Origin of the sequence: Micromonospora inaquosa, from assembly GCF_003857055.1 — a bacterium.
In the GTDB taxonomy this organism is placed as follows: domain Bacteria; phylum Actinomycetota; class Actinomycetes; order Mycobacteriales; family Micromonosporaceae; genus Micromonospora; species Micromonospora inaquosa.
This window is the reverse complement of sequence record NZ_QGSZ01000304.1, coordinates 1-22020: the sequence shown is the minus strand read 5'-3', so window position 1 is coordinate 22020 and position 22020 is coordinate 1. Positions and strand designations below refer to the sequence as shown.

At 68.1% G+C, this 22020-nt stretch carries 16 protein-coding genes and 1 pseudogene; 12 read left to right on the top strand and 5 right to left on the bottom strand.

The window, feature by feature from the left end:
* Positions 1-5 precede the first annotated feature (5 nt).
* The 9 genes from DLJ59_RS27855 to metK are packed head-to-tail and all read left to right on the top strand — an operon-like array spanning position 6 to position 8858.
* The gene (locus DLJ59_RS27855; RefSeq protein ID WP_124776085.1) at positions 6-263 is read left to right on the top strand and encodes an acyl carrier protein; all 258 of its coding nucleotides are present in this window, start codon (positions 6-8) and stop codon (positions 261-263) included.
* 17 nt (positions 264-280) lie between these two features.
* Positions 281-1066: a 3-oxoacyl-ACP reductase FabG gene (gene fabG, locus DLJ59_RS27850; RefSeq protein ID WP_124776083.1), complete on the top strand. Its 786-nt coding sequence runs from the start codon at positions 281-283 to the stop codon at positions 1064-1066.
* Positions 1067-1090: 24 nt separating this feature from the next.
* Entirely contained in the window at positions 1091-2035 is a 945-nt protein-coding gene (locus DLJ59_RS27845) for an aromatase/cyclase (RefSeq protein ID WP_124776081.1), read from the top strand.
* 8 nt (positions 2036-2043) lie between these two features.
* Positions 2044-3495, top strand: coding sequence for an FAD-dependent monooxygenase (locus DLJ59_RS27840; protein ID WP_208648857.1), 1452 nt, complete (start codon positions 2044-2046; stop codon positions 3493-3495).
* Positions 3496-3502: 7 nt separating this feature from the next.
* Positions 3503-4969, top strand: coding sequence for an FAD-dependent monooxygenase (locus tag DLJ59_RS27835; RefSeq protein ID WP_124776079.1), 1467 nt, complete (start codon positions 3503-3505; stop codon positions 4967-4969).
* Between the two features lies 1 nt (position 4970).
* The gene (locus DLJ59_RS27830; protein ID WP_124776077.1) at positions 4971-5840 is read left to right on the top strand and encodes an alpha/beta hydrolase; all 870 of its coding nucleotides are present in this window, start codon (positions 4971-4973) and stop codon (positions 5838-5840) included.
* Position 5841: 1 nt separating this feature from the next.
* Positions 5842-7404: an acyl-CoA carboxylase subunit beta gene (locus DLJ59_RS27825; protein WP_244236271.1), complete on the top strand. Its 1563-nt coding sequence runs from the start codon at positions 5842-5844 to the stop codon at positions 7402-7404.
* 26 nt (positions 7405-7430) lie between these two features.
* A complete protein-coding gene (locus DLJ59_RS27820) occupies positions 7431-7637 on the top strand; it encodes an acyl-CoA carboxylase subunit epsilon (protein WP_124776073.1) in 207 nt (68 codons plus the stop codon).
* A gap of 30 nt (positions 7638-7667) precedes the next feature.
* On the top strand, positions 7668-8858 hold the full coding sequence (gene metK, locus DLJ59_RS27815) for a methionine adenosyltransferase (RefSeq protein WP_124776071.1): 1191 nt from the start codon (positions 7668-7670) through the stop codon (positions 8856-8858).
* Positions 8859-8866: 8 nt separating this feature from the next.
* Here the strand turns inward: metK and DLJ59_RS38355 are convergent, their stop codons facing one another.
* The 3 genes from DLJ59_RS38355 to DLJ59_RS27800 all read right to left on the bottom strand — a co-directional run bounded on the left by DLJ59_RS38355 (position 8867) and on the right by DLJ59_RS27800 (position 10519).
* Positions 8867-9043 carry a hypothetical protein gene (locus tag DLJ59_RS38355; protein ID WP_425271467.1) on the bottom strand — a complete coding sequence of 59 codons (177 nt, stop codon included), beginning with the start codon at positions 9041-9043 and terminating at the stop codon, positions 8867-8869.
* Between the two features lie 304 nt (positions 9044-9347).
* Positions 9348-9854, bottom strand: coding sequence for a 2-thiouracil desulfurase family protein (locus DLJ59_RS27805; RefSeq protein WP_124776069.1), 507 nt, complete (start codon positions 9852-9854; stop codon positions 9348-9350).
* Positions 9848-10519 (bottom strand): HAD family hydrolase, encoded by a 672-nt coding sequence (locus DLJ59_RS27800; protein WP_124776067.1) that lies wholly within the window; start codon positions 10517-10519, stop codon positions 9848-9850. The genes DLJ59_RS27805 and DLJ59_RS27800 overlap by 7 nt, the downstream gene beginning before the upstream one ends.
* A 246-nt stretch (positions 10520-10765) precedes the next feature.
* Between DLJ59_RS27800 and DLJ59_RS27795 the strand changes: the two genes are divergently transcribed.
* Entirely contained in the window at positions 10766-14164 is a 3399-nt protein-coding gene (locus DLJ59_RS27795; RefSeq protein WP_124776065.1) for a GH92 family glycosyl hydrolase, read from the top strand.
* 240 nt (positions 14165-14404) lie between these two features.
* Here the strand turns inward: DLJ59_RS27795 and DLJ59_RS27790 are convergent, their stop codons facing one another.
* The gene (locus tag DLJ59_RS27790; protein ID WP_124776063.1) at positions 14405-19825 is read right to left on the bottom strand and encodes a fibronectin type III domain-containing protein; all 5421 of its coding nucleotides are present in this window, start codon (positions 19823-19825) and stop codon (positions 14405-14407) included.
* A gap of 95 nt (positions 19826-19920) precedes the next feature.
* Here DLJ59_RS27790 and DLJ59_RS27785 point away from each other — a divergent pair, with 95 nt between their 5' ends.
* Positions 19921-20328, top strand: coding sequence for a protease complex subunit PrcB family protein (locus DLJ59_RS27785; RefSeq protein ID WP_124776061.1), 408 nt, complete (start codon positions 19921-19923; stop codon positions 20326-20328).
* Positions 20329-20746: 418 nt separating this feature from the next.
* Here the strand turns inward: DLJ59_RS27785 and DLJ59_RS27780 are convergent.
* Positions 20747-21019: pseudogene (locus tag DLJ59_RS27780) on the bottom strand (transposase family protein); the annotation flags it as partial.
* Positions 21020-21160: 141 nt separating this feature from the next.
* On the opposite strand from DLJ59_RS27780, the gene DLJ59_RS27775 reads away from it, so the two are divergent.
* Positions 21161-21724 (top strand): AAA family ATPase, encoded by a 564-nt coding sequence (locus tag DLJ59_RS27775; RefSeq protein WP_208648856.1) that lies wholly within the window; start codon positions 21161-21163, stop codon positions 21722-21724.
* Positions 21725-22020: the final 296 nt, after the last annotated feature.

The following is a 22020-nucleotide window of genomic DNA, read 5'->3' as shown; positions in this document are numbered from 1 at the left end:
CGCAGATGGCCGAACAACTCACTTTGACCGATCTCATGCAGATCCTGCGGGAGGTCGCCGGCGCGGACGAGGGTGTCGACCTGAACGCGGACGTCCTCGACACCAGCTTCCAGGACCTCGGGTACGACTCGCTCGCCCTGCTGGAGGCGGGCAGTCGGATCGAGCGTGAGTACGCCGTCCGCCTGGACGACTCGACGATGACCGACGCGACCACGCCCCGGGCCCTGCTCGACGTGATCAACGCCAGCCTGACCCCGGCCTGACGGAAGGGAGACTCACCATGACGGCACAGGAACAGCGGGTCGCCCTGGTCACCGGCGCGACCAGCGGTATCGGGCTCGCGGTGGCGCGGTTGTTGGCCGGCCAGAACCATCAGGTGTTCATCGGCGCCCGCACCCCGGAGTCGGTGACCTCGACGATCAAGCAGTTGCGTGCGGACGGCCTGGACGTGGACGGCACGCCGGTCGACGTGCGGTCGACGCCCGACGTCAAGGCGTTCGTTGCCGGCGCCGTGGCCCGGTTCGGCACCATCGACGTCCTGGTCAACAACGCTGGCCGCAGCGGCGGCGGGGTGACCGCGGACATCGAGGAAGAACTGTGGTCCGACGTCATCGAGACCAACCTGAACAGCGTCTTCCGGGTCACCCGCGAGGTCCTCGACACCGGCGGCATGCGCCACAAGAAGCGCGGACGGATCATCAACATCGCCTCCACCGCCGGCAAACAGGGCGTGGTCCTGGGCGCGCCGTACTCGGCCTCGAAGCACGGCGTGGTCGGTTTCACCAAGGCGCTCGGCAACGAACTGGCCGTGACCGGCATCACGGTCAACGCGGTCTGCCCCGGATACGTGGAGACGCCGATGGCACAGCGGGTCCGGCAGGGGTACGCCGCCGCGTACGACACCACCGAGGACGCGATCCTCGCCAGGTTCCAGGCGAAGATCCCGCTCGGCCGGTACTCCACCCCGGAGGAGGTCGCCGGGCTGGTCGGTTACCTGACCTCGGACTCGGCCGCGTCCATCACCTCGCAGGCGCTCAACGTCTGCGGCGGCCTCGGCAACTTCTGATCCTGCGAAAAGGAGAGCCTGAACATGTCGCAGCCGAACACGCGCGAGGTCGAGCACGACATCACCGTCGCCGCCCCGGCGAAGGAGGTGTACCGGTTGATCGCCGAGGTGGAAAACTGGCCTCAGGTGTTCCCGCCCACCATCTTCGTCGACCACGTGGAACGCGGCGAGCGCAGCGAGCGGATCCGGATCTGGGCCACCGCCAAGGGCGAGGCGAAGAACTGGACCTCCCGCCGCGAACTGGACCCGGAGGCCCTGCGGATCACCTTCCGCCAGGAGGTGCCCAGCCAGCCGGTCGCGGCGATGGGCGGTGCCTGGTGGTTCGAGGCGGTATCGGAGACCGAGACCACGGTACGGCTGTTCCACGACTATCGGGCGGTCGACGACGACCCGGAGCACCTGGCCTGGATCGACGAGGCGGTCGACCGCAACTCCCGCTCCGAGCTGGACGCGCTCAAGCGGATCGTGGAGACGGCTGCGCAGACCGCCGAGCTGACGTTCGAGTTCACCGACACCGTGCAGATCGACGGCATGGCCAAGGACGTGTACGACTTCATCAACGACGCGCACCTGTGGTCCGAGCGGCTGCCGCACGTGGCCACCGTGCAGCTCACCGAGGAGACCCCGGGTCTGCAGACACTGGAGATGGACACCTGGGCCCGGGACGGATCGACCCATCGCACCAGGTCGTACCGGGTCACGTTCCCGCACCAGCGGATCGCGTACAAGCAGGTCACCCTGCCGGCGTTGATGAACGTGCACACCGGGATCTGGACGTTCACCGAGAACGACGAGGGCGTGGCCGCCTCGTCCCAGCACACAGTGGTGCTCAACCCGGACAACATCCCCCGCATCCTCGGGCCGGACGCCGGCGTCGAGGAGGCCCGCAACTATGTCCGCAACGCACTCAGCACCAACAGCAGGGCCACCCTGGACCACGCCCGCGCACACGCCGAGCGGAACCGCTGAGGCCTGCGGTGGACACCCAGATCGTCGTCGTCGGTGCCGGCCCCGTCGGGCTCATGCTCGCCGGGGAACTGCGCATCGGCGGCGCCGAGGTGGTGGTCCTCGACGCGCGGGATCAGCCGACCACCGAGTCCCGAGCCTCCACACTGCACGCCCGCACCATGGAGATCCTGGCGAGCCGGGGCTTGGGTGCCGTGTTCGGCCCGCTGCCGCAGGAGCCGCGCGGCCACTTCGGCGGCATCCCGATGGACCTCACCCTGCCCACCCGGTTCCCCGGGCAGTGGAAGGTGCCGCAGACCCGGACCGAGGAACTGCTCGGCCGGTGGGCCGTTGGCCTGGGCGCGGACGTGCGCCGGGGCTGGGCGGTGCGGCGGGTGTCCGACGACGGCGGACAGGTCACCGTCGAGGCGGCCACACCGGCCGGGGTGCGGACCCTGCGGGCGGCGTACCTGGTCGCCTGCGACGGCCAGAACAGCACGGTACGGGACCTGCTCGGGGTGCCGTTCCCGGGTTGGTCCGCGACCCGGGAACTGCTGCGCGCCGATGTGGCCGGCATCGACGTGCCGAACCGCCGGTTCCAGCGGCTGGAGCGGGGCATGGCGGTGGCCGTGCGCAGCCCGCAGGGGATCACCCGGGTGATGGTGCACGAGTACGGTCAGGGCGTCCCGGCCGTCCGTGCCGGTCGGGCACCGACCGCGGCGGAACCCGATTTCGCCGAGGTGACCGACGTGTGGAAGCGGGTCACCGGGGAGGACATCAGCACCGGCGAACCGCTGTGGGTGAACGCGTTCGACGACACCAACCGGCAGCTCGCCCGGTACCGGCACGGCCGGGTGCTGTTCGCCGGCGACGCCGCCCACGTGCAGCTGCCGATCGGCGGGCAGGCGCTCAACCTGGGCCTGCAGGACGCGGTCAACCTGGGCTGGAAGCTGGCGGCACAGGTGCGCCCGGTACCGCCGCAGGGCCTGCTGGACACCTACCACGAGGAACGGCACGCGGTCGGCCGGCGGGTGCTGGCGAACATCCGTACCCAGGCGGCGTTGCTGCTCGGTGACGCCACGGTCGAACCGGTCCGGGCCCTGCTCGCCGAGCTGATGGCGGTCGAGTCGAACCGGGCGCCGCTCGCCGGCATGGTCACCGGTCTGGAGGTGCGCTACCCGGCCGGGCCGGAGGACCACCCCGCGGTCGGTACCCGGGTGCCGGATCTGGACCAGCACGACGGCCGGGGCCTGCTGCTGGCGGCGCCCGGCAGCGACCTCGTCCGGTTGGCCCGGCCGTGGGCGGACCGGGTCCGCGCGTTGCCGCTGCCGCCGCTGTCCACCGATATCGCCGCCGTGCTGGTCCGCCCAGACGGGCACATCGCCTGGGCGGGTTCGGTGCCGCACCACCTGTGCACCGCCCTGGACCGCTGGTTCGGCCCGCCCGCCGCCGTGGCGGGACAACAACAACCCGGAGGAGGGTAAGACTCCCATGAGCACCGAGGTCATCATCGTCGGCGCCGGACCCACCGGCCTGATGCTCGCCGGCGAACTGCGGCTCGGCGGCGTCCAGGTCACCGTGGTGGAGAAGCTGGCGCAACCGACCGGCCAGTCCCGTGGTCTGGGCTTCACCGCCCGTACCATGGAGACGTTCGACCAGCGGGGCATCTTGCCCCTGTTCGGGCCGTTGGACACCAGCCCGCTGGGGCACTTCGGCGGCATCCAGTTCGACTACAGCGTGCTGGAGGACGGGCACTTCGGCGCCCGGGGCATCCCGCAGTCGCAGACCGAGGCCGTGCTGGAAGGTTGGGCCACCGGTCTGGGCGCCGAGCTGCGCCGCGGCTGGGAGCTGCTGGACCTGGCCGACGAGGGGGACAGCGTCCGGGCCACGTTCCGCACCCCGGCGGGTGAGCGGGAGCTGCGGGCGGCGTACCTGGTCGGCTGCGACGGTGGCCAGAGCCTGGTCCGCAAGCTCGCCGGGTTCGAGTTCCCCGGCACCCCGGCGACCCGCGGCATGTACCTGGCGGACGTGACCGACTGCGGCCTCAAGCCCCGGTTCCTCGGCGAGAAGCTGGCCAACGGCATGGTGATGGCCGCGCCGCTGGGACCGGGCGTGGACCGGATCATCGTGTGCGAGCACGGCACTCCGGCGGCGGACCGCGCCGAGGAGACCACGTTCGCCGAGGTCGCCGACGCCTGGCAGCGGATCACCGGCGAGTCGATCCACCACGGCGGTGCCGACTGGGTCAGCTCGTTCACCGACGCCACCCGGCAGGCCGCCGAGTACCGGCGCGGCCGGGTGCTGCTCGCCGGCGACGCCGCGCACATCCACCTGCCCGCCGGCGGGCAGGGCCTGAGTACCGGGGTGCTGGACGCGGTGAACCTGGGCTGGAAGCTGGCCGCGACGGTACGCGGCTGGGCACCGGAGGACCTGCTGGACACGTACCACGGTGAGCGGCACCCGGCCGGCGCGCGGCTGCTGATGAACACCCGGGCCCAGGGCATGATTTTCCTCGGCGGCGAGGAGGCGGACCCGCTGCGGGAGCTGTTCGCCGAGCTGATCGTCAACGACGACAACAAGCGCCACCTGGCCGGCATCGTCAGCGGCCTGGACATCCGGTACGACGTCGGCGAGGGCGACCACCCGCTGCTCGGCCGCCGGATCCCACCCCGGAAGCTGGCCACCGACGGCGGCGTGACGAGCACCTCGGAGCTGCTGCACCCCGGCCGGGGCGTGTTGCTGGACCTGACCGACGACTCCGGTGTCCGGGCGGTCGCCGCCGGCTGGCCGGACCGGGTGACCACGGTGACCGCGACCGAGAGTGGCACCTCGTCGCTGGGTGACTCCGCACTGTTGATCCGCCCGGACGGATACGTGGCCTGGGCCGGGAACGATCCGAAGGAGCTGGACCTGGTGCTGCGCCGCTGGTTCGGCCACCCGGCGGACATCGGGTCGTGAGATGACCAGCGCCGTCGCCACCGGTGTCGAGGTCCGGCCGATCATCCTCGACGCGTACGGCATCAGCCTGTCCGCGCTGGTCGGTACCCCGGCCGGGGCGCCGCGCGGGACGATCCTGGCCCTGCACGGAGCGGGTATGAGCGCCGGATACTTCCACGGGTCGGCCAACCCGGGTGCGTCCCTGCTGCGTCTCGGCGCGGAGCTGGGAATGACCGTGCTCGCGGTGGACCGGCCCGGGTACCGGCTGTCGGCCGTTCGACTGCCCGACGGGCAGTACCTGGCCGATCAGGCGGCAGCGGTGGCGGCGGCGGTGCGGGACTTCGCCACGCGGTATCCGACCGGCGCGGGTGTGGTGGTGGCGGCTCACTCGTTCGGCGGGAAGGTGGCGTTGGCGCTGGCCGCGGGCGGGTCGGTGCCCGACCTGCTCGGGCTGGACATCTCCGGCTGCGGTCACCGGTACGTGGTGGCCGCCACCGACCTGCCCGGTGCCGGCGCGGGCCGGCCCCGGGTGGCGGGCTGGGGCCCGCTGCGGCTGTATCCGCCGGACACGTTCCGGTCCAGCCGGGACGTCGTGGCACCGCTGCCGGCCCGGGAGGCGCAGGAGGCGCGGCGCTGGCCGGGCACGTTCCTGGAGCTGGCGCCAGCGGTCCGGGTGCCGGTCCGCTTCACGTTCGCCGAGTACGAGCCGTGGTGGCAGCACGACCCGGACACGCTCACCGACCTGCGGTCCCGCCTGGCGGCGGCACCCCACGTCCGCACCGAGCGGCAGTTGTACGCGGGCCACAACATCAGCCTCGGCTGGACGGCCCGTTCCCATCACCTGCGGGTCATCGGATTCGCCGAGGAACTGATCGCTGCGAAGGGAATATGAGGTGGACCGACCTGCCGACGTAGAGGATCGTCTCGCCGACCTAAAGAAGGTCAAGCAGCTCGTACACACCGGACCGGACCCGGCGGCGACCCGGCGCCAGCACGACAAGGGCAAGCTGACCGCCCGGGAGCGGATCGAGCTGCTGCTGGACAAGGATTCGTTCAGCGAGGTGGAGCCGCTGCGCAGGCACCGAGCCAGCGGGTTCGGGCTGGAGGACCGGCGGCCGTACACCGACGGAGTGATCACCGGGTGGGGCACCGTGTACGGCCGGACCGTGTTCGTCTACGCGCACGACTTCCGCATCTTCGGCGGGGCGTTGGGCGAGGCGCACGCGCAGAAGATCCACAAGATCATGGACATGGCGATCGCGGCCGGCGCCCCACTGGTGTCGCTCAACGACGGTGCCGGCGCCCGGATCCAGGAAGGTGTGGTCGCGCTCGCCGGTTACGGCGGCATCTTCCGGCGCAACACCCAGGCCTCCGGAGTCATCCCGCAGATCAGCGTGATGCTCGGCCCGTGCGCCGGGGGCGCCGCGTACTCGCCCGCACTGACCGACTTCGTGTTCATGGTGCGCGAGACCGCACAGATGTTCATCACCGGCCCGGACGTGGTGGCCGCGGTGACCGGCGAGCAGGTGTCGCAGAACGCGCTCGGCGGCGCGGACGTGCACGGCGAGGTGTCCGGAGTGGCGCATTTCGTGCACGACGACGAGCGGACCTGCCTGGAGGACGTGCGGTTCCTGCTGTCCATGCTGCCGCTGAACAACCGGGATACGCCGCCGGCCGAGGCGACCGACGACCCGGCGGACCGGCTCTGCGAACGGCTGGTGGACCTGGTACCGGCCGACGGCGCCCGCCCGTACGACGTGCGCCACGTGATCGAGGAACTCAGCGACCACGGGCACTACCTGGAGGTGCACGAGAGCTGGGCGACCAACGTGGTGGTGGCGTTGAGCCGGCTGGACGGGCAGGTGGTCGGGTTCGTGGCGAATCAGCCGCAGGTGCTGGCCGGCGTGCTCGACATCCGGGCCAGCGAGAAGGCGGCCCGGTTCGTGCAGTTCTGCGACGCGTTCAACATCCCGCTGGTCACGCTGCTGGACGTGCCGGGCTTCCTGCCCGGGGTGGACCAGGAGCACGGCGGGATCATCCGGCACGGCGCGAAGCTGCTGTACGCGTACTGCAACGCGACCGTTCCGCGAATCTCGCTGGTACTGCGCAAGGCGTACGGCGGCGCGTACATCGTGATGGACTCGTGCAGCGTCGGGGCGGACCTGTCGTACGCCTGGCCGTCGAACGAGATCGCGGTGATGGGCGCCGAGGGCGCGGCGAAGGTCATCTTCCGGCGGCAGATCGCCGCCGCCGACGACCCGGACGCGACCTACACCGAGCTGGTGCAGCAGTACAAAGAGGAACTTATGCACCCGTACTACGCGGCCGAGCGGGGCCTGATCGACGACGTGATCGACCCGGCGCAGACCCGGACGGTGCTGATCCGAGGGCTGCGGATGCTGCATTCGAAGCATGCCGAGCTGCCGGCCCGCAAGCACGGCAACCCGCCCCAGTAGCTGCCGACACGTTCGAGGAGACGTCCATGGACACCCTGTACCGGATCGTCGACGGTGACCTCGCGCCGGACGAACTCGCGGCCCTGACCCTGGTGCTGATGGCCCGTGCGGTGACCAGTCAGGCCGGCGGGGACGACCCGCACCATCCCGACCGGCGGCAGCGCCGGACCCGCAGCCGGTGGCGCCGTTTCGGACCGGTCGGGGACTACCGCAGCCCGGCGAGCTGGCGATAGCCGTACCTTCCCCCGTGACGAAAGGGCAACATCGTGCGACGCTTGTTCACTTCCGAGTCGGTCACCGAAGGCCACCCGGACAAGATTGCCGACCAGATCAGCGACGCCATCCTCGACGCGCTGCTGGCCCAGGACCCACGCAGCCGGGTCGCGGTGGAGACCCTGATCACCACCGGGCAGGTGCACGTCGCGGGCGAGGTGACCACCACGGCGTACGCCGACATCCCGGCCATCGTCCGGGAGACCATCCTCGGCATCGGGTACGACCTGTCGATAAAGGGCTTCGACGGTGCGTCGTGCGGCGTCAGCGTGTCGATCGGCTCCCAGTCGCCGGACATCGCCCAGGGCGTCGACAGCGCGATCGAGCAGCGCAGCGGTGCGGCGGAGAGCGCGCTGGACGCGCAGGGCGCCGGTGACCAGGGCATGATGTTCGGCTTCGCCTGCTCGGAGACGCCGGAGCTGATGCCGTTGCCGATCGCGCTGGCGCATCGGCTGGCCCGCCGGCTGTCGGCGGTCCGCAAGGACGGCACCGTCCCGTACCTGCGGCCCGATGGCAAGACCCAGGTCACCATCGAGTACGAGGGGCTGCGCCCGGTCCGGCTCGACACGGTTGTCGTCTCCAGCCAGCACGCTGCGGACATCTCGCTGGATTCGCTGCTCACGCCGGACGTCCGGGCCCAGGTGGTGGAGCCGGAATTGGCCGCGCTCGGACTGGCCACCGACGGGTACCGGCTGCTGGTGAACCCGACCGGCCGGTTCGAGATCGGCGGGCCGATGGGTGACGCCGGACTGACCGGCCGCAAGATCATCGTCGACACGTACGGCGGTTACGCCCGGCACGGCGGCGGAGCCTTCTCGGGCAAGGACCCGTCGAAGGTCGACCGGTCAGCCGCGTACGCGATGCGGTGGGTGGCGAAGAACGTGGTCGCCGCCGGTCTCGCCGAGCGCTGCGAGGTGCAGGTCGCGTACGCGATCGGCAAGGCCCATCCGGTGAGCCTGTTCGTGGAGACGTTCGGCACCGAGAAGGTGGCCGTGGAACGGATTGAGAAGGCGATCGGTCAGGTCTTCGACCTCCGGCCGGCGGCGATCATCCGCGACCTGGACCTGCTCCGGCCGATCTACCGGCAGACCGCCGCCTACGGCCACTTCGGCCGCGACCTGCCGGACCTGACCTGGGAGCGCACCGACCGGGCCGACGACCTCCGATCCGCCGTCGGTTAGGGCCTGTTTCATAAGGGCGGTCGAGCCGAGGCGGCGTTGGGGCGGCGATCCGGAAAGGCGCGGTTTCGTTCGGATACCCCAGATCCGTCCACCGGGCTGGCCTCGACGAGAACCCGTCGTCCGGTGCCAGCCAGGAACGCGCGCAGCTCGGCGTGCCGTCCGAACTTAGCCAGGTTGCCGGCCACCACGATGTCGAAGCGGTGTACGTCCCAGGTCCGTTGATCGAGCAGAGCGCAGCCCTTGGCAGCTCCCGCGGCGGCGTCGTCCGTTCCCGCCGGTGACCACGCGGGCCTCCCCGCTCAACCCGTCAGTGACGTGAGCAGCCGGCGCCAACACCGGCACCTTCACGTGGTCGTACCCGATGCGGACGCTGTCGGCACTGCGCTGGTCCGACACCCCGTAAGCCGCCGGTGCGGCCCGGCTGCCACACTGCTGAAAGAAGCCGATGTGAGTGCGTTAGGTGATACCGCAGGCTGCGACAAGCGGGCGTCAGCCGTTGCCGTGCTGCCGTTCCTGATCCGCCAGAGCAGCCGCTGCCCGGTCCAGGTCGTAGTGAGGAAACACAGGGATGCCCCGGCGGCGCAACGCCTCGGCCGCGACGCCACGCCCAGCGACGGTGACGCCGCTGAAGGTTCCGTCGTGAACGTAGGTGCTACCGCAGGTAGGGCTGCCCTCGACCAGGATGGCCAGCCCGACGTCGGCCTGCAGTGCCTTGTCGACCGCCCGCTGCGCCGCCGCCTGGAACAGTTCGGTGACGTCACGGCCCGATGCTTCGTGTACGTGGGCGCGGCCGTCGAGGACGTCGGCCGCGCTGCCGCCGACGATCTCGGCTGGCGGGCGCGGCACCGGGAATCCGACGGCCAGTTCTGGGCACAGCGACACGAGGCGCCCTTCAGAAGCCCACCGCTGCCAGATCGGAGAGGCGACCGGCACGCCGGTCTCGTTGAACCGGATCGGTGCGCCGCCCAGGCAGCCGCTGACCAGGATTTTCAACATGGCAACACCTGGGGCAGCAGCGCCGTCAGCGTCGCCGCGGTGTAGGTTGCCGTGACCCCCGGGGGCAGGCCGCCTCCAGCACGGTCGAGGAACGCCGTGTCGATACCCAGAGCGGCGGCTCCGGCAACATCGGACGATGCGGAGTTACCGATGTGGATCACGTCGCCGGGGCCCAGGCCGAGGCGAGCCAGCGCGAGCTGGAACGGTTCAGGGCGGGGCTTGTATGCGCGGGCTTCCTCGCTGGTCACTGCGGCGGCGACGGCGACGCCGTGCCATCGCAGCACCGCCGTCAGGTCGTCCTGGTCGACGTCGGAGACCAGGCACACCGGCACCTTCACAGCATCGAGGAACGGCCGGCTGTCGTCGTACAACGGTGGATGGCGCCAGGAGTGCAGGTGCTTCCGGAAGATCGGCTCAAGCTCCACGGATGCCCCGAAGTTCGCCACAGCCTCGGCGAGGCTGCCGAGCGTCAGGTCCGCGAGCGTACGAAAACCGGCCCCATACGCCATCTCGGCGCTGGCCTCCAGGCGTCGGGACCACTCCGTCGCGATAGCAGACGGATCGATTGCTATCAAATCTGCCACCTGTACGCAGACGTCATTGACTGAGCCTTCATCATCATGTACGAGCGTGCCGTACACGTCCAGCAAGATCGCCTGATACACAGTGAGACGCTACCCGGCAAGGATCGACCCCGGTCGGTCGCCACTGACCGACCCAGTGGCACCACGCGGCGGTATCCGAGAGCCGCACCAGCTCGCCGCCGCCTCCGCTGCTGCTCCCCGCCGGCCGTTCGATGGTGGCGGCGCTCCTCCGTCGGATGGGACGGGACAGCGCCGCAGCGGTCACGCCGGTAGCGTCGCACCGACTCGGCCGAGGTTGTCGCACGGCCCCGACACAGACAGTCGAAAGTGGTGGAACGAGTGGGCGGACGGCACGTGGGCGCGGCGGCATTGGTGACGTTGCTGGTGGCTACCCTGGGGTCGGTGGTGACCAGCCCGGTCTCCGCCCGGGCAACTGCTTCACTGGTGACGGACCCGTCGGCTCTTGTCAATCCGATGGTCGGCACTCTCGCGGCACCGGATCTGCCGGGCAACGATGCGGGCAACACCTCGCCCGGCCCGAGCATGCCGTTCGGCATGCTCCAGTGGGCTCCGGACACCGCCCCCCGGGTGCCGGGTGGTGGCTACGACCATGACGCCACCTCGATCAGCGGTTTCGGTTTGAACAGGATGAGCGGCGCCGGCTGCTTCGCCTACGGCAACGTTCCCATTCTGCCCATCACCGGCACGGTGCCAGCGGACAAGGACAATGCCACGGTCGGCTTTTCCCACACCACCGAGTCGGCGTCGGTCGGTCACTACGCGGTGACTCTCGCCAACAACGTCCGGTCGGAGCTGAGCACCGCGACCCGATCGGCGCTCGGTCGGTTCACCTTTCCGTCGGGCCCCAGCGCGACGTTGCTGGTGAAGGCCAGCGCCGGCGCGGCGGCCTCGACGGCCACGGTGACACCGGTGAGCACAACGGAGATCACTGGCTCGGTGACTGACGGGCGATTCTGCACCAAGGAGAATTCGTACACCCTGCACTTCGCCGTCAAGTTTGACCGGGCGTTCTCGGCCAGTCAGAAGTGGAGCCCTCGGCCGTTCGTGACGGGTGACGGTGGTATCGCGCTGACCTTCCCGTCTGGCTCGGTCGTGCAGGCCAAGGTGGGTATCTCCTTCGTAAGCGTCGCGAACGCCCAGCTCAATCGCGACACCCTCGCCAGCTGGGACATCTCGACCGTGCGCACGGCCGCTCGTACAGCCTGGAACGACCTTCTTGGCCGCGTCAGGATCGGCGGCGGCACCGTTGACCAACAGAAGACCTTCTACACGGCTCTGTATCACGCGCTGTTACATCCGAACGTCTTCAGCGACGCCAACCGGCAATACCGCGGCTTCGACGGCCAAGTTCGTACCCTCTCGACCGGCCAGGACGAGCAGTACGCCAACTTCTCAGGCTGGGACGTCTACCGAACGCAGGTTCAACTGATGGCGTTGCTCGCGCCCGATCGTGCCTCGGATCTGGTCCGGTCGCTGCTGAACGACTACGACCAGAGCGGTCGCCTGCCGAAATGGTCCGTGGCCAACGGAGAGTCGTACATGATGGTGGGTGATCCAGCTATCCCCACCATCGCTTCGATGTACGCCTTCGGCGCGCGTGACTTCGACACCGGCAAGGCGCTCGCCGCGATGACCACCCAGGCCGGTCGGCCCGGCCCAGTTCGACCCGGCACCGTCTACCTAGACAATCTCGGATACCTACCGCACGACGGCGGATTCGACTGCTGCAATCACAATGGCACCACGTCGACCTCGTTGGAGTACCACACCGCCGACTTCGCTCTCGCCGCGTTCGCCGAACAACTCGGTGACGCGGCGACCGGCGCTCGGTTCGCAGAGCGGGCGCAGGGTTGGCAGTACCTCCTCAACCCTGCCAGCGGGTTCATCCAGCCGCGCCTGCAGTCCGGCCAGTGGCTCGCCCCATTCGACCCAACCGACATCAACTATGACGCCTGGGCCGAGGGCAACTCCTGGCGGTACACCCTCATGGTTCCGTTCAACGCGCGTGGTCTCGCCGCCGCCAAAGGTGGCAATGCGGCGCTGAACCAGTATCTGGACACGCACCTGGCCACTCTCAATCAGATCCTCGGGCCCGGTGCCTGCCTCTGCAATGAGCCGAGTTTCGGCGCCCCGTGGATGTACGCCTACACGGGTAAGCCGTACCGCACGCAGGAAACCGTGCGCCGCGTGCAGACCGGACTCTTCCGCAACACGACGGACGGGCTCCCGGGCAACGATGACCTGGGAGCGACTTCGGCGTGGTACGTCTGGTCGGCGCTTGGCATGTATCCGGCGGTACCCGGTACGGCGGATTTGGTGCTCGGCAGCCCTCTCTTTCCTCAGACCGTGGTGACGCTGCCCAGTGGGGCCACGCTCACGATCAACGCGCCCGCCGCGCAGGCAACGGCGCCGTACGTGCAGTCGATGACGTATAACGGTGCTTCTTGGGACCGGGCGTTCCTGCCGCCAGGTGCACTGGCTTCTGGTGGAACCGTCAACGTCGTTCTAGGTACGACGCCGAACACCTCGTGGGCGTCGGCTGCCACTGCCGCCCCGCCGTCGTACGGGGCGAACGCTGTCGCCCAGGCCGACAACGCCGGCAGTAGCGCGGACTCCGCATACGGTCAGAGCAATTACGACCAGTGGACCTCAAGTTACTCAGTCGAGGCGTTGGCCGCCGCCGGTGTTGTTCCCGGAAGCCGACTGACCACCGGTGGGATCACGTACACGTGGCCCAACGTCCGGTCCGGACAGCCAGACAACGTCATCGCCGCTGGCCAGCGCCTGACGGTGTACAGCCCACCCGGGGCCACGACGGTCGGTCTGCTGGGGAGCGCCGAGGGTGACATGGACGGCGCCTCCGGCACCGCGACGGTCCATTACGCGGACGGGACGACGCAGTCCGCCACCGTCGGCTTTGGCGACTGGACGCTCGCCGGTGGCCAGCGTGTTGTCCGGCCGGACAACACGATCGTGGCGGCGATGCCGTACCGCAACCAAGGGCTCGCCGGCGGCAAGGAGCACATCCCGACGTACCTCTTCTCGACGGCGGTGCCGCTCAACCCGGCCAAGGCCGTCATTGGGGTGACGCTGCCGGCGACGGTATCTGCGGGCCGGCTGCATGTCTTTGCCGTCGGCTTTGGTGGGCACCGCGACAACGCCGGAATCAGCGACGACTCGTACGCCGGCAGTGCCGACGTGGACGGCGCGAGCTACAGCTACTCGCGCCAGGCACTCGCTGCCGCAGGTCTGCGGGCCGGCACCGCCGTGACCCATGGCGGTGTTACTTACACGTGGCCGAACCTCGCAGCGGGCGACCGCGACAACATCCGCGCGAACGGCCAGCGAATCTCCGTTCCGTCCCGGACCGGTGCCACCAAGATTGGACTGCTCGGAGCCTCGACCGGCTGGGCCGATGGCGCAGCTGGACTGGCCACGATCTCCTACACCGACGGCAGCAGCGAACTGGTCACCCTGGGTTTCAGCGACTGGACCCTCGTGGGGGGCTCCCGCTCGATGGCGCACGGGAATACGGTCGTGGCGCAGACCCCGTATCGCAACAGCGCACGGTACGGCCGGCAGTCGATCGCGACGTACGTCTTTGCCAGCACGTACCCCGTCCCCACCGGCAAGACGGTGCAGTCGGTGACTCTGCCCAGCAACACCCTGGGACAGCAGCACATTTTCGCCGTCGGCACGGGCTGAGGCGGTACGCCGGGCACCGGAGCTTGGCGGCGATCCGCGGTCAGGTGCGCCGGGCGGGAAATGACGTCAACCGTTCCCTGGGCGGCCTTGCGGTTCGCTTCGCCGCGGCACAAGCAGAACTGAGGGTTGCGTTAGGCCGTCCATGATCTGGAAATGCCCCGTCTCGGCCTCCTGGCGTCGCGCTGCCAGGAGGCCGAGACGGGGCGTCAGTTCCGGTCGTTGACTGGTTGGCCGGTGTTACTACACCTCGCAGCTATTTGATGACGTACCCCAGTATTGCCCGTCAGGGCCACGTGCCTCGGTGATGATCTCGACGTCGAAGTCGAAGCCAGGCGGGTCAGCCATGTCGTAATCCCAGTATTTTTCCCAGTAGCCCGAAGAGTTACTCATGTCGGCCAAGCCCCACCGATTGGCGAAGACGCCGTCGACGTACCGTGAGATGCCGATGTCGACGTAGGTGTTACTCAGCGGCACAATGCCCCACGCGTTGATCTCGAGGGCTGTGGCGCCGAAGTTTCGCCATTCCACATCGACGCACCTCAGATTGCTCGAGATATAACCCAATCGGATATACACAGTGTTCGACGGACTGCTCTCACCGCTCATGTTCCACGCCGTCACTCGGAAGGCGTACTGATCTCCCCGACGTAGAAAGGAGAAATGGGCGGAATTGCCATCGTTCCACATTTGGGCATCGCGCCACGATTCGTTCCGGGTGACGTTTCTCAGGTAAATGTTGTGACCGACATACGGTGTGGAGGACTTGGTCCACGCCAAGAAGGCCTCGGTCTCCCAGCCGCCCACCGACAGGTTCGACGGAGCTTTCGGTAACGGCGGCATTGGCTTCGCGGACGCGGTGTTGCTCCCCGACGCCGTACCCGACATGTTTGTTGCACGGACGCGGAACTCGTACGTCGTGCCGTTCACGAGCATGTTCACGGTGAAGGAGCAGCAGCCGACGGCGTAGGGCAGCCGTTGCCAACTGCCACCGCCCGAGCGATTCTCGATGTAGTACTGCACCCCGCTTGTCGGGCTCGCGGACCACTTCAACGTCACCTTTCCGTCACCCGCAGTGGCCGTGAGGCCGCTGGCGTTCGATGGAAAGGGTGGCATCGGACGGGCCGACGCCGTATTGGAGGCACCAGAATCACCCGTCATGTTGGTGGCCCTGACCCGGAATTCATAGGTGGTGCCGTTCCTTAACAGGTTAACCGTGTACGTGCAGCAGGTCGAGAGCGCGTACGGAAGCCTGTTCCACGTACCGCCAGAGGGTCGGCTCTCAATCCAGTAGCTGACGTTGCTCGTGGAACTCTTCGTCCACGACAACGTGACCCTTCCGTCACCTGCGCTCGCGGACAGGCTGCTCGGGGCTGTCGGCCACGGAGGCATCGGCCGCGCCGAGGCGACATTCGATGCGCCGCTGTTGCCCGCGAAGTTGGAAGCGGTCACCTTGAACTCGTAGGTGTGCCCGTTCACCAGGTAGTCCGCCGTCATCGAGGTCACGGTGACGGGAAGCGGCAGCTTTTGCCACGATTGCCCCGCTGACACATCGCGTTGATAAACGTTGTAGCTGACACCTGAGGTACCGCTGGCGGTCCACCGCAGGGTCACTTCCCCGTCGCCCGCCGTTGCGCTGAGATTGCTCGGGTTCGCGGGCAGGCCGCCCTTCGAGGTGACCCGCACGGCGGCGGAAGCCGTCCCCTCCCCGCCGATGTTTGACGCCGAGACCTTGAATTCGTAGACGTGGTTGTGCTGCATGAATCCGAGGGTGGCCTCGGTTCGATCCGTCGGCAGCGACCCCTTCGTGAAGGTCGCCTGCCCAGCAGTGACATCCCGCTGGTAGATCCAGTACAGATAGCTGCCAGCCGCAGGCGGATCCCAGTCCAGATGGATGGTGCCATCGCCGCCAGTATCGCCGCGGAGATTCTTCGGGGCCGCTGGCACGCTGTACCGGGCCGTTGCCCCGGCGACCGCCGACGCAGGCCCCGCGCCAGCGGCATTGGTAGCTACGATCTTGAACTCGTACGCGTGGTCGTGCGTCAGCATCGCCGCCGTGAAGGTGCAGCACTCTTGCACCGGGTACGGCAGCTTGCTGAAGCTCTGACCGACAGTCACGTCGCGCTGGTACACGTCGAACCAGAGGTTCTCTCCCGGCGCCGTCCAGTTCAGCTTGATGCTGCCATCGGACTGCGCCGAGGCAGTCAGTCCAGTCACCTGCCCCGGTAGCGGCATCTGCGGCTTCGCCTGCACCACGTTCGAGGCAGCGGACTCCCGACCCTGATGATCGGCGGTGACCTTGAATTCGTAGGTGTGACCGTTGGTCAGTAGACCGGCGGTGAAGGAGCAGCACTCCGGGATCGGCAGGGGAAGTTTGGTGAACTCCGCCTCGCCTTCGGTGACGTCACGCTGGAACAGGTGGTACCAGACGTTTTCCGTGGTGCTCGCCTGCCAGGTCAGCGCGACTTCGCCGTCACCGGCCCTGGCCGTGAGATTGGTTGGCGCCGCCGGCACCGGGTACGACGACGTCGCTGTCGCAGGTGCCGATCGCGGCCCCTCACCCCCCTCGTTGGTGGCACTGACCAGAAACTCGTACTGATGTCCGTGCTGCAGATACTTCGCGTTCATCGCCGTGCCACTGGTGATAGGGATCTCCAGGCGCGTCGCCTCGCTCTCGCCGGCGGTGATATCGCGTTGATAGACCCAATACCAGATGTCCGGCCCGAGGCTCGACCAGGACAGGTCGATCGAGCCGTCGCCTTTGCTGCTTGCGGTGAGCCCGGTCGGTGCCGGCGGCGGCGGCACGACGGCGGTCGCGCTGGCCGTGTTCGACTGTGGGCCGGTCCCGGCGGTGTTCGCCGCCGCAACGACAAACTCGTATCGGTGGCCGACGGTCAACTTCTTCGAGGTGGTGCTGGTCGCGCCGAACACCGGGGACTCCCACGGCACGAACTCCGTGTCACCTGCCGTTACGTCCCGTGACGACACGATGTAGTGCACATTGGGTTCGTCCACCCCGTCCCAGCGCAGGGCGATGGTGCCGTCATTGTTGGCGGTGGCGGTCAGCCTGGTCGGCGCGCTGCCGGGCGGTTGTTCAATGAAAAGCAGTCCGTCCCGCGCACTCTTGGCGTCGGCAACGACACCCTTGGTCGAGGCATCGATGAGGGCTCGCTCGACCTCTTCCGGACCGTATCCGGGATGGGCCGCCAATACGATAGCGGCCGCACCCGAGACCATCCCGGCCGACAGCGACGTTCCCCCGTCCGTGGTCGGGTCTTCGTTCAGACCGGCGGTAACGATGTCATCGGCCGGCGCCCAGATGTCGACGCAGCTGCCGAAATTGCTCCCCTGCGTGGTGGTGCTTCCCGGCGGGGGGTCTTCCGTCCATCGGACGTCGGGATAGTCAGGCGCTTGCCCCCGAGCCGTACCACCGACCACGATGGCACCCGGAACGTCCTTGGGTGCCTGCAAACAGGCGTTGCTGTTGGTGTTACCGGCGGAGGTAACGACGGTGAGCCCGCGTCCGAGCACACGCTCCACCGATCGCCGCACGCGGGACTTGTCGTTGCCGGGAACACCGAAACTGAGGTTGACCACAGCCGGCTGCTTCGCGTTCCGGTAGACCCACTCAATGCCGGTGATGATGCTGTCATTGCGCGCCTTGCCGGTGCATCCGAACACCTTCACCGGCACGATGTTCACCCCCTTGGCGACCCCACTGGTCGAACCGCCGAGGGCTCCGGCAACCTCGGTGCCGTGCCCGAAGCAGTCCGCCGTGTCGGTGGACAAGTCGATGCCATTGAATCCGGCGCCCACGCGACCGGAGAACTGCGCGTGGCCCGGCCGAAGACCGCTGTCGACGACGTATGCCGTTACGCCCGCACCGCTGTTCGGGTACCGGAAGAGGCCGTCCAGGTCCGTGCCGCGCTGATCGACGCGGTCCAGATGCCAGGGCGCGCCGCTCTGCTGCCCGGCACTGTCCAATGACACCGTCACGTTCTGTTCGATGTCTACGACGTCGGGATGCGAGGCCAAGTCCCGGGCCTGTGCCTCGGTCAGCTCCGCGGAGAACCCGTGCAGCGTCGACGGGTAGAGCCTGCCCAGCGTGCCGCCATGCTGAGCCAGGAGTTGGCGGCTGAAGTGTTCCAAGTTCTCCGGCGGCACGGCGCCAGTTCGAAGACTGACGATGTAACTTCCGGCGATCGCCTCCGGGGAGGTGGCGTAACCAATGACGTCGACAACCGGTTTGGTGCTGTGCATGGTGATCTCGACGGCCGCGCCAAGCGACCCCTCACCGGAGGAGTTGACCGCCGCCACCTTGAACTCGTAGACGTGTCCCGGAATCAGCAGGCCGAGGCTCTGCGACGTCGCCGCCACGGAGGCGGGGAGCCGCGCGAAGTGCGTTTGTCCACCAGTGACGTCGCGCTGGTATACCCGGTACGAGGTGGCCCCGGCGACCGCTGTCCACGACAGCTGTGCTGTGTCGTCCTGACCGGTGACCGTCAGACCAGTGGGAGACGTTGGCGTGCCTGACGACGACGGCAACGGCCAGTCGACCTCGATGAAGCGTGGCCGGTACAGGCGGGCGTCGGCCCGCAGGTCGGAAAAGTTCAGGCTGTTGACGTTGTAGGACAACAGCAGCTTGCCGCTGCGTGCCAACTCCGGGTGCATCCGGACGTCGTAGACCACCTTCTTGGCGTCAGGCTGCACCTCGGGGGCGGTGTAGACATACCGGGGGCCGGTGAATGGCCCGGTCGGCGATGAGGCGGTATATACGGCGATCTGTGAGTCGAACAGCAGGTTGTTCTCGTGGGTCACCAGGACGTACTGGGTGCCGATCTTCTCCACTGAGTAGGCAGTGCCGACACCGCTCATAACCGGGCCCGCGGTGGCGGCGTCGCGCGACCACCCCGTGCCGGTCCAGAATTCCCACGTGCCGCCGACTGCCCCAGCCGCGGCCCGGGCAATGTGGGCGAATTTCATCCGGCCCGGAGCTGATGACGTGCCGTAGACGTAGGTGTAGCCGCCCTCTGACAGAAGCGCGGACCCCCAAGAGATCGTCGACGGGAGCGGAAGGTCCACGACCGACGCCACGGTCAGCGACGGCAGGTTAAGGGTCGCCATGGCGTTACCAACGACTTCGAAGTCGAGGGCACCGCCTCCGCTGACGCGCACCCTGCTCAAGAGGACCTTCAGCACGCCCCCTTCGACCATGCCGTCCGCAGGCCAGAAGAATTCGTCGTTCTGAGAGGCCGGCGTGATGTAGGCCCGGGGTTCCGTCGGCGTCCCGCCATGCAGCGTCTTCACGAGCTGCGTGCCGTCCTGCACCACCATGGTGTTGTTCACCATGGGGCTGTAAGCCGGCCTGGTGTAGTCGGCGTTCACGGTGCCGAGGAACGTATCCGAGAATAGCCAGACGACACGTCCGTCCGGCAGCGCCACGGAGGTGGTCCCATCGGCGCCGGTCCAGTGGTTACCTGCATTGCCGTAGGCATTGAACAGCGTGTTCAGATCGCCGGCTGCCATGCCTCCGGCCGGGATACCTGCTCTGGCCGGGGTGGCGGACACGACCGCCATGCCCACCGACGACGTGAGCACGATAGCGAGCATTGCCGCCAGCCGCGACGCCAGCCACGGGGGCTTGAGTATATTGATTTTCCACACCGGCGCAGTGTGGCAGCCGGCAAGATCGACGTTGGTCCCTGACGGTAACGTTCGAGCAACGGGGCTAGCCTCACACGACTGCTATCGTCAGCACGATGCCCGACAGCCCATCGGAGCCAGTGCCCTTCCGCACCCTCTTGCATACCACGCGCTATGCCGGCCGCCGCCGCCCGCGTCCTGTTGGCCTGTTCAGTGTGGACAGCAGGGAAGAGTGGGCCGCCGAATGGGATCAGCCAGCGCGCCGCACTGAGGGAGAGGTCCGCTGGGGACAGGAACTGGTTTTGTTCGTGGCATTGGGCGCGCGCCCGTCGAGCGGCTTCGAGGTGACCATCGACCAGGTCGACCTGTGCGACATGGAGCTGCGAGTGCACGCACGGGAGAGTCAACCTTCCGGCGCGGTGCTCGACATCCTTACCCGTCCAGTTCACGCGGTCGTGATCCCGCATCTCAGAGGTGTCGAGTCCATAACGCTGATTCAGCGCGTCGTCACCTCGAGGGACTAGGTGTTCCGCCCAGAGAGGTTGGGGACGCGGCTGGTGGGTGGGCCGCCGTGTGCGGTGTGCACTGTTGGTTGGTGAACGGAGCGTCGATCGAGGGCCCATCCGCCGTGAACGCCAATACCTCTCACGCCGGGATGCCAGCCTTCCCGGAGGTGGAGGCCCCGAAATCGGCGCAGGCGTCCGTGACGGGCTTGGCCCACACCTCTGGGTCGGTGAACCAGAAGTCATGTGGCACACCAGGGACGGTTGAGAGCCTTCCGTGTGGAGCCAGCGTGGCGAGCTGCGCCAGGGGCCACGACGGGCGGATGCCATCGCCGGCCGCGATGAGATGCATCGGCACGGCGCAGGCGGCCAGTCCCGCCATAGATCGGGTTGATGAATCCACCTGTGCGCGGACGGTGCGGTGCTGGGCATTCAGTTACTGCTTCCAGGCCGGTAGTGGGCTGCCGTCGCGGTTCTTGCGGTACGGGCTGATCACCTCGGGGTTGCCGCGATAGCCGCCGTCGGCCATGACGGGCCGGCCGGCCAACTTCTGGTCGATGCCGGAGGTGCGGTAGACGATCGTGTCGTTGCGGTTGCCCGGCTGAGGGTCGCCGACGGCGATGACCAGGCGGGTGCTGGCGTCGATGGCCACTTGCAGGTTCGTCGAGTACCGGTAGTTCTTGCCAGACGCTGCGAGGCGGTGGTCCCGCGTTAGCGGGGGTCAGCCCCGTGAACGGAAGAATCCACTCCTGGCGGGCTGCGGAGATCACCTGTACCCACGCGTCCTCGGTGATCATCCTCGGCGGACAGAGGGTGGGGTCATGAGGAGTAGAGGCCTATCAGAGAGGACGACGTGAGCAGCCAGTACATCGTCATTACCGGGGGACCCGGAGCCGGCAAGACCACGCTGATCGACAGCTTGCGGCGTGCCGGTCACGCCTGCATCGACGAAGCGGGGCGACAGATCATCCAGGACCAGCTATCGATCGGCGGTCAGGCGCTGCACACCGGGGACTCACGACTGTTCGCCGAGGTCATGCTCAGCTGGGAGATCCGCTCCTACCGCCAAGCCAGCCGGCATCCCGGACCCGTCTTCTTCGACCGGGCGATCCCGGACCTCATCGGCTACTACCTCCTTCTCGGCCAACCCGCTCCAGCGCATGTGACGGCCGCAGCGCAGCTGTTCCGTTACCACCAGCGTGTGTTCATCGCCCCGCCCTGGCCGCGGATCTACACCACCGACAGCGAACGACACCAGGACTTCGCCGAGGCCGTGCGTACCCATGACGCGATGGTCGCCGCCTACACCCAACACGGCTACGAGCTCAGCACCCTGCCCCGCAGCGACGTCGCCTCGCGCGTCCAGTTCATCCAGCAGCACACGGCAGCCATCGATCCCGGAGCGTCGGGTTCGTAGCAGCTCACGGGCGTCGAGGTCGAGGAAGCTCAGGGTCGCTACGTCGATGCGGATCCCGACCCGGCGCCCGCCGAGGATTTCCGAAGTGGATCACCTGGAACGGTCTTCCAACCCGGCGCTCTGAGCCCGTCAATCGAAGAGCCTGCCGAGCAGGGCTGATTGGCCGGCGGCTAGTACGACAGCCGCCGTTTGAGATGTAGCTGTTGGGGCTGGTGGACGAGGTGCGGCCACCGCATGATCGTCTGTCTGTTGTGGACATAACGTTAGATCTGGCGGTGGCCGCGTGCCACAGCGTA